This is a genomic window from Binatus sp. (SeqCode) (assembly GCF_049584895.1).
Taxonomy (GTDB): Bacteria; Desulfobacterota; Binatia; order Binatales; family Binataceae; genus Binatus.
This window is the reverse complement of the sequence record NZ_JBAUYR010000131.1, coordinates 1-6,845: the sequence shown is the minus strand read 5'-3', so window position 1 is coordinate 6,845 and position 6,845 is coordinate 1. Positions and strand designations below refer to the sequence as shown.

Below are 6,845 nucleotides of genomic sequence, written 5' to 3'. Positions count from 1 at the left end.
AGCGGCGTGCATCCGAGAGCAGCGATCAGAAAGACGAGAGCGATCAAGCCGAGCTGATTCAGTGCTTGCGCGATTGGATCGGGGCCGAGATCATCGCGCCAAGCACCTATCAGAATCGCCGCAAGTGGGACGAGCGAGCCGGTGAGGACCGCTGGCTTGAGCCAAGGCAGTGGCGAGTTTTTTGTAAACGCTGCCATAGCTAGAAGAACTTTGTGAGATCCATTCCTTGGTATAGACCCGCGACCTGGTCCGCGTAGCCGTTGAATGGCAGGGTCGGACGACGATGATACTCGCCTATTCGTCTTTCGGTCGCCTGGCTCCAGCGCGGATGATCGACTGCGGGATTCACGTTTGCATAAAAGCCGTACTCGTCGGGCCCCGCTATATTCCAGGAAGTCGGCGGCTGTTCCTCCGTCAGACGAATATTCACGATCGATTTGATCCCCTTAAAGCCGTACTTCCAGGGAACCACGAGGCGGATCGGCGCGCCGTCCTGGTTTGGAAGCCGCTTACCGTAGAGTCCGACCGCCAGGATGGTCAGCGGATGCATCGCTTCGTCGATGCGTAGGCCCTCGACGTAGGGCCACTGGAGGAGATCGGTACGCTGCCCCGGCATCTGCTGGGGATCGAGGAGCGATTTGAAGGCTACGTATTTCGCGCGCGAGGTGGGCTCGACACGTTTCAACAGATCTCCCAGCGGGAAGCCGACCCACGGGATGACCATCGACCAGGCTTCGACACAACGCATACGGTAGACGCGTTCCTCCAGCGGGAACGACTTGATGAGTTCGTCGATCTCGAAGACTTGTGGACGCGCCACTTCACCTTCGATCGTCACTTGCCACGGACGCGGTTTCAGAGTGCCTGCGTTTGCCGCCGGATCGCTCTTGTCGGTGCCGAACTCGTAGAAGTTGTTGTAGTTGGTGACGGCGTTGTAAGAGTTGTTCTTCTCTCCAGCCGCGTAGTCGAGGTGCCGCGTAACGGTGAGCGCGGCCCGGTCATCCGGCGTTGCGGTGTTCGAGCCCTTTTCGTGGTCCTTCGCTCGAAGACCTCGCATCAGCCAGAGCAAAGTGCTGCCCACGCCGCTGCTGGTTGCCGCGAAGAGCAACGAGTTCTTGATGAACTCGCGCCGCTGAAGGTACAACCTCTCGGACGTCACCTCGCTCGATGGGAGCATGTTACCAATCCCGGACACCGCGTTTCCTTACTTATGTTCCTCGTCATTTCGCAATTAGAAATCGTCGCTGACACTGTTAGATGCTGTCGCTCTTGAAATGGTTACAAAACTCTCCGAGGGGAACCTCTCGACTCGGGTACACGTTCACCATTGCGAGGTATAGTCACGATGCAAACTCAGCGTGAGCGATTCGGTCTGGTTCCCTGGATCGTCGGTATCGTAATCGTCGCGGCGATCGGATTCGGCTTCTTTCGTAAAGCGGTCGCGTTCTCGGAGACGAACGGTGCGTCCGATGGCGCACCAGTCGTGCTCGAGCTGTTCACATCAGAGGGATGCTCAAGCTGCCCGCCTGCCGACGCACTTATCAGTGAGCTGGGGTCCTCGACGAAATCCGTGATCCCGCTCGCGTACCATGTCGATTACTGGAATCATCTCGGGTGGGCGGACCCGTTCTCATCACGTCAATGGTCTGAGCGACAAAGTGACTACGCCCGGGCGATGAACCTGGACGGCGAGTACACGCCTCAAATGGTGATCAGCGGCGCGTGGCAGTGCGGTGGTTCTGACGCGGGAAGTATCGAGCGCGCGGTGGCCACCGCACGTTCGGCGTCTCCCGTCGGCCGCACCAGCGTTCAGGCGAACTTCGCTGGTGCAGGGCCTCGAAAGCTTCGGGTCAAAGTGAGCGCGCAGATGTTGAGCATCGCGGGGGGCGGACCGCGTACGGTGATGCTCGCGCTCTTCGAGAACGGTCTGGTCAGCAAGATTGGCGCAGGTGAGAACGGCGGCCGAGAAATCACTTACGACTACACCGTGAGGAAATTGCTGCCGGCATTTGAGCTTGACGGCGCAAAAGGTGCCTCTGCCAGTAAGGAGCTAAATATCGAGCTCGACGATTCCTGGTCGCTGGACCATCTCGGCGTCGCCGCGTTTATTCAGGACCCAACGTCGCTGAGGATCGAGGGTGCCAGCTCGGAGTACCCAATCGCTAAGAACTGATGCTTCGACGCCCTCGACCGGCGCAATCAATGCCGCGGCAACCGGTATGCCCATCCTGACGGCCGGCGGGTCCGCGACCTCGTCTGCTTCCCAGCGCACAAAAATCAGTGTTGGCCGTAACCTTCCGCAGGCTCCGTCACTCTAATCACTGAGGTTCGAGTCCAATGAATCTGGCTGCGTCAAAAGGTATTTGCCTATCATTCTGATGAGCGGCTGTGATGATAAGCTGGGCACGCAAATGATGCGCGAAGCTAACCCGATCGCGAGCTTGGTCAAACCCTTCGATGAAGAAAGCTTGCTGCGCGCGATTCGGATCGCACTTCGGGACCATGAAGAAGACTGAAAGGTCGGCACAATTTATGGAGGAAATCTGATGGAAATATTGCGTACGCCTGATGAGCGCTTTTCCAATCTGCCCGGTTACCCATTCAAGCCGCATTATTTGGAGGCCGACGGTCAGAGAATCCACTACGTTGACGAAGGGCCGCGGAGCGCAGCGCCGGTGCTGATGCTCCATGGCGAGCCGTCATGGTCATACCTGTATAGGAAAATGATCCCCGTTTTTGTCTCAGCCGGATTGCGCGCTGTCGCGCCTGATCTGGTCGGTTTCGGGCGCTCCGACAAACCAGCGAATCGGGAAGACTACACCTATGAACGGCACGTAAACTGGATCACTAGATTCATTCAGGAGCTCGATCTTCGTGGCATAACTCTGGTGTGCCAGGACTGGGGAGGAGTGATCGGACTGCGCATCGCAGCAGAGCATCCAGAGCGATTTGCGCACATCGTCGCGGCGAATACAGGACTGCCGACCGGTGAAGGCCCAATCGGTGACGCGTTCATGGCATGGCGCAAATTCTCGCAGGAAACGCCGACTTTCCCGGTCGGCCAGATTGTACAGGGTGGATGTGCGAACGCACTTCCTCCCGAAGTCGTCGCCGCATACGACGCGCCCTTTCCCGACGAGCGCTTCAAGGCTGGTGCGCGCCAATTTCCTATCCTCGTTCCTATCTCGCCCGACGACCCCGCGGTGCCGGCAAATCGCAAGGCTTGGGAAGTTCTCCGCGGGTGGGAGAAACCATTTCTAACCGCGTTCAGCGATGGCGATCCGGTCACGAAAGGCGGAGAGCGATTGCTCCAGTCGGCGATTCCGGGAGCTCGCAATCAGCCGCATACGACGATAACGGGAGCGGGCCATTTCCTGCAGGAGGACAAAGGCGAGGAGCTGGCACGAGTGATCGTCGATTTCATTCGAGGCAACAGTTGATTTTGGCGTGTCCACCTTTTCAACGATTCAATCTCCGACCAAAATGGGTCACATATTGAGATGCCACTCATTCTATATGATCTGGCACTTGAGTGTTCCCGAATTGGTTTCGACTTGCTGACTTATTCTAAAGGGGTAGATAGGAGGGCCAAATGAATATCAGTCCCGACCCGGATAAATTCGCAAAACTAATTGAAGAGCATCCCGGTCCGATCGTGATGCTCAACCTGCTCAAGTTCAAAGCGAAGGCTGAGGGCGAGGAGGGTACGGGTGCGGAGGCATACGGTCGATACGGTTCAAGTGTTGTGAAAATGATCGAGGCAGTCGGAGGGAAGGTGTTGTGGTCCGGGCGGCCGGAGTCGGTGCTGATCGGCGATTCGTCCAACGAGTGGGACGCCGTCGCACTTGTGCAATATCCAAGTCCGAAGGCTCTGTTCGAAATGGGATTGACGCCGGAATATCAGCAAATCCACAAGCATCGCGAAGCCGGACTCGAACGCACAGTGTTAATCGCATGCGCGCCGGCCCCTTTACTGAACGCGACGGAATGACCCTGGCGCCGCTGCGCTTTCTTCAGAGGCCAATGCGGATCGCTTGTGCTATCCGAGATGATGCCGGTCGCGGTCTTTGCGCTGGTCGCCTCGGCTGGCGCGTTATTGGCTTATCGCCGGCGTATCGATTGAAGCCGAAAGACGACGATTACCGCTGGCACGCTTCGCTCGGGCTAGATCGTGGCGCCATAATCGATCGCACGATCGAAGCCTGCGGCGCGGTCTGATCGAACACCACGGAATTGCCTGAAGGGCGAACACCCAACTCGCGCCACATCGCGGCGAGGTCGGGCGTTACCGGGCTTGCTTTCATCCGATCGTACAACTCCATCAGGACCGGCACGCCGGTAGCCTCGTCTCCAGCCTTCAGAGCCCGCGTGAGTGGCCAGTTGTGTTCCATATTGCCGCCAGCGCGGACAATTCCTCTCAATGCATCCTGGAGTCCGTAGCGATTGTTGGTACGCCGGTGAATCTCGATATCCGCCATCAGGCAAAACAGCGCACCGCCCCAATAGGTGCGGCCCCAGGTGTGAGTGTTATCGAGGCCTCGATCGCCGGGGGCAGGCAATCCCTTGGGAAGGCCGTCCACGAGTTCACGCCAGACTGTCTCCGGAGAAAGATCACCGACTTGCGCGCGCGCGATCGGCTCGACGTAAGTGGCAATCCCTTCTTCGATCCAGTGGTGCTCGTTTGGAACCGACGGCAATGCGAGATGGACCATTTCATGGGTCATTACCCAGTCGTCCACTAGGCTTGATTCAGTAGCGAATCTCGACAAACCGACTCTTATGACAAGAGTTTGATCGACCAGGACCGTCCGGCCAAAGAGCACGCCTCTGCCTTCGTCGATCGGCACGATCCTCACATCCACGTTTCGAACCGGAAAGCCGGCGTAGTATTCGGTTACGGCGCAAGCCGATCGCCGAACCCATTCCAACACCTGAGTGCGCGACACGGTGAGATCGCCGGGCTCGATTTCCACATTGAGCGTAGCGCCGCCGATAGACATCGATTCGTTTGGAGCCGGCGCCTCGGAGGCGCTCAATCGGGCTGGTCCGCTAAGAAAGTAAGCAGCCGCGACGATCGCCACTGCGAATTTCAAAATCCTGAACTGCATCTGCGCCTTTGTCGTGACACGGGGCGAAGCGACTCGCGCCGCTTCGCCCCGCTCTTGAGGCTCGGGGGGAGGCGAGCCTCTAATGGCCCGTTTGCGACGCTGCTTCCATCGCCCGCACCGTGAAGAATTCCTTGTCCACCGCACCCTGATTGATGTACCAGCATTCATGCTCCGGCGTATGTTGACCGGGCAAATAACACATCGTAGAAAAACCCCCTTGCGTGTCGATCGAGGCTGCGCCGACTACGAACTCCCGCTTGAACGGGTAGATCGCTATAGACACCCCGACGCCGAGCAGTGTCTTTCTAAGTTCTCTACGAAGGATCACCCGAACCTCCGCAAAAATGTAAGGCCGCTTATCGTCAAACTGTTTCATCAGAACAAGGTTCCGGCGAACCGTATCATTCTCTCGTCTAACGGTCCTGCAGGTGTGGAGTCGCAGAGTCAGCGAGTTGAACAAACCGCGAGCTGGAGGGGATCGATGACCTGTTGCGGCCGATGGCTTTATCCACGAATTGTCTCAGAAGAAAATCGACACTCAGCCATCCGGCTCCGGAAAAGAACAACCAGACGAAACTCAGCGCATACAGCGGTTCATCGAGTTCGGCAAAGTCATCGAGGCCGCTGACATCCTTCAGTTTCACAGTCAGGATCGCGACTATCATGTTGATGATCATGGGAATAGAAACGAAGCGCATTCCCAACCCGAGAATCGTCAGCGCACCACCGAGGAATTCCGTGTACGCCGACAACGCGGCGTTGAACGCGGGGTAAGGAATGCCCCATCCCGCGAACCTGGTTGTGAACGCGTCGAGGTTGTGAATCTTTGCCCATCCGGTCTCCATGAAGAAGTATCCGACAAACAGTCGCATCAGGAGGGCGGGAATCCACCAGGCAGTCGATAGCCGATCGAAGAGTTCATCCGCTGCCGCTACGAGCCTTTTGAAGTTCACTCTGCTGACGCCTCCATTCGCGCTAATTAGATGCGGCATGGCGGCCGAGGTTACAAACTCCTCTTCGGCACAAGCGCCCATCATCCCTAGCGGCCCGCCAGATATCGTCGCTTCTTCGCAAGTTCCGAAGCAGCGATTCTATCGACTGGTGACTCCTGCGCGAGCGCACCAAATCATTCGCTCACGGCGCGCCATGCTCCCGCGGCCGTATAAGGCGAGGCACCCAATCCGTAAGTGTCCCCGCGGCCCACAATATCGGTTTGAAACCTTTTTCTCGCTGCGGACATCAAAGCCCCATACTAAACCACTCCTTAGGAGGAGAAAAAAATGAACGCGAAGAATGCGCTGATCGCCAGTGCGGTGGCGATGCTGTTGGTCACCGGTGTCGTGAGTGCACGCGCCCAAGAGGGCACAAGCACCGACCAGGTGAAGTGCGTCGGTGCCAACGGCTGCAAGGGACAGTCGTCCTGCAAATCTGCCCAGAATGACTGCAAGGGCAAGAACGCCTGCAAAGGACAAGGTTTCGTCAAAACGTCCACGCAGGATTGCAAAGACAAGGGCGGTACCGTCACACCTCCGGACGGCAAGTAGATCGACCAGGGGGCCTCGGCTTCACAGCCGGGGCCTGCCAAATCCATGAGCTTATTACCCCATCTCGGGCACGGTGTCGGTCTTCGGACCATTCACTACCCGCACGTTCTGGACCGGACGGCGCGCGCGGACTGGTTCGAAGTAATCTCGGAAAACTTCATGATTGCCGGCGGCCGGCCTCTGCAGATATTGG

Annotated in this window: 9 protein-coding genes and 1 pseudogene; 5 read left to right on the top strand and 5 right to left on the bottom strand. The window is 57.7% G+C overall.

The window, feature by feature from the left end; all coding sequences use genetic code 11:
* A pseudogene (locus WB650_RS21910) lies at positions 1-197 on the bottom strand (sulfoxide reductase heme-binding subunit YedZ); the annotation flags it as partial.
* Positions 198-199: 2 nt separating this feature from the next.
* On the bottom strand, positions 200-1,177 hold the full coding sequence (msrP, locus tag WB650_RS21905) for a protein-methionine-sulfoxide reductase catalytic subunit MsrP (RefSeq protein ID WP_422304262.1): 978 nt from the start codon (positions 1,175-1,177) through the stop codon (positions 200-202).
* 168 nt (positions 1,178-1,345) lie between these two features.
* On the opposite strand from msrP, the gene WB650_RS21900 reads away from it, so the two are divergent.
* From WB650_RS21900 to WB650_RS21890, 3 genes are all read left to right on the top strand, one after another.
* A complete protein-coding gene (locus WB650_RS21900) occupies positions 1,346-2,173 on the top strand; it encodes a DUF1223 domain-containing protein (RefSeq protein ID WP_422304259.1) in 828 nt (275 codons plus the stop codon).
* A 373-nt stretch (positions 2,174-2,546) separates the two neighbouring features.
* Positions 2,547-3,440, top strand: a complete 894-nt coding sequence (locus tag WB650_RS21895) for a haloalkane dehalogenase (protein ID WP_423962037.1) — start codon at positions 2,547-2,549, stop codon at positions 3,438-3,440.
* A gap of 152 nt (positions 3,441-3,592) precedes the next feature.
* Positions 3,593-3,991: a DUF1330 domain-containing protein gene (locus WB650_RS21890; RefSeq protein WP_423962035.1), complete on the top strand. Its 399-nt coding sequence runs from the start codon at positions 3,593-3,595 to the stop codon at positions 3,989-3,991.
* Positions 3,992-4,139: 148 nt separating this feature from the next.
* Here the strand turns inward: WB650_RS21890 and WB650_RS21885 are convergent, their stop codons facing one another.
* From WB650_RS21885 to WB650_RS21875, 3 genes are all read right to left on the bottom strand, one after another.
* A complete protein-coding gene (locus WB650_RS21885) occupies positions 4,140-5,108 on the bottom strand; it encodes a hypothetical protein (RefSeq protein WP_423962033.1) in 969 nt (322 codons plus the stop codon).
* 79 nt (positions 5,109-5,187) lie between these two features.
* Positions 5,188-5,484, bottom strand: coding sequence for a hypothetical protein (locus WB650_RS21880; RefSeq protein ID WP_423962031.1), 297 nt, complete (start codon positions 5,482-5,484; stop codon positions 5,188-5,190).
* Positions 5,485-5,521: 37 nt separating this feature from the next.
* The gene (locus WB650_RS21875; protein WP_423962030.1) at positions 5,522-6,061 is read right to left on the bottom strand and encodes a DoxX family protein; all 540 of its coding nucleotides are present in this window, start codon (positions 6,059-6,061) and stop codon (positions 5,522-5,524) included.
* 327 nt (positions 6,062-6,388) lie between these two features.
* On the opposite strand from WB650_RS21875, the gene WB650_RS21870 reads away from it, so the two are divergent.
* Together WB650_RS21870 and WB650_RS21865 are read left to right on the top strand one after the other, a co-directional pair.
* Positions 6,389-6,652, top strand: a complete 264-nt coding sequence (locus WB650_RS21870; RefSeq protein ID WP_422303530.1) for a hypothetical protein — start codon at positions 6,389-6,391, stop codon at positions 6,650-6,652.
* Between the two features lie 45 nt (positions 6,653-6,697).
* Positions 6,698-6,845: DUF692 family multinuclear iron-containing protein (locus tag WB650_RS21865; RefSeq protein ID WP_423962040.1), on the top strand; the 148-nt coding region annotated here is incomplete at its 3' end.